Here is an 849-nt window from a genome sequence, read left to right on the forward strand (position 1 = left end):
ACCGGGTGGTCCCGGCAGATTCACAGCAAATTCCACGAGCTCGCTGCTACTCGGGAACACCAAACAAACAACCAACAACGTGTTTTCGCGTACGGGGCTCTCACCCACTCCGGCCGCCCATCCCAAGGCGTTCCACTAACACGCGCGATCATTCCGAGGACTGTCAGATCCTCGACGCTGGGTCCCACAACACCGCCTGCACAACGCCTGACAGCTTGACATGCAAACGGTTTAGCCTCTTCCGCTTTCGCTCGCCACTACTCACGGAATCACGGTTGTTTTCTCTTCCTGCGGGTACTGAGATGTTTCACTTCCCCGCGTTCCCTCCACACACCCTATATATTCAGGTGCGGGTAACACCACATCACTGGTGCTGGGTTTCCCCATTCGGAAATCCTCGGATCACAGCTCGGTTGACAGCTCCCCGAGGCTTATCGCAGCCTCCTACGTCCTTCATCGGCTCCTGAAGCCAAGACATCCACCATGTGCCCTTAACAACTTGACCACAAAGATGCTCGCATCCACTCTACAGTTCTCAAACACCACACCAGAAACAAACAACGTTCCAGGGCGTAAGCCCCGAGGCGTGTTGCCTCAGGACCCAACAGTGTGCTTCGCGAACAGCCGGCCACCCGGATTCGTTGGACCCTTTCCACACAGGCAAGCCTGCAGTACTAAGCATCGAACTCATCCACCGCGATCGGCGATAACCAGTAGTTCCACAATTCCTTGAGCAACCAAAGCAACACCACAGTCGGGTGTTAAACCCTGGCCACTCCCAACCGAAGCTGGGATGTGTTGTGCTCCTTAGAAAGGAGGTGATCCAGCCGCACCTTCCGGTACGGCTAC

General features: G+C 55.9%; 1 rRNA gene. It reads right to left on the minus strand.

From position 1 onward, the window contains the following. Nucleotides 1–505 (minus strand): 23S ribosomal RNA (locus DV20_RS17180); the annotation flags it as partial. Nucleotides 506–849: the final 344 nt, after the last annotated feature.

The organism is Amycolatopsis rifamycinica, assembly GCF_000695625.1.
Taxonomy (GTDB): domain Bacteria; phylum Actinomycetota; class Actinomycetes; order Mycobacteriales; family Pseudonocardiaceae; genus Amycolatopsis; species Amycolatopsis rifamycinica.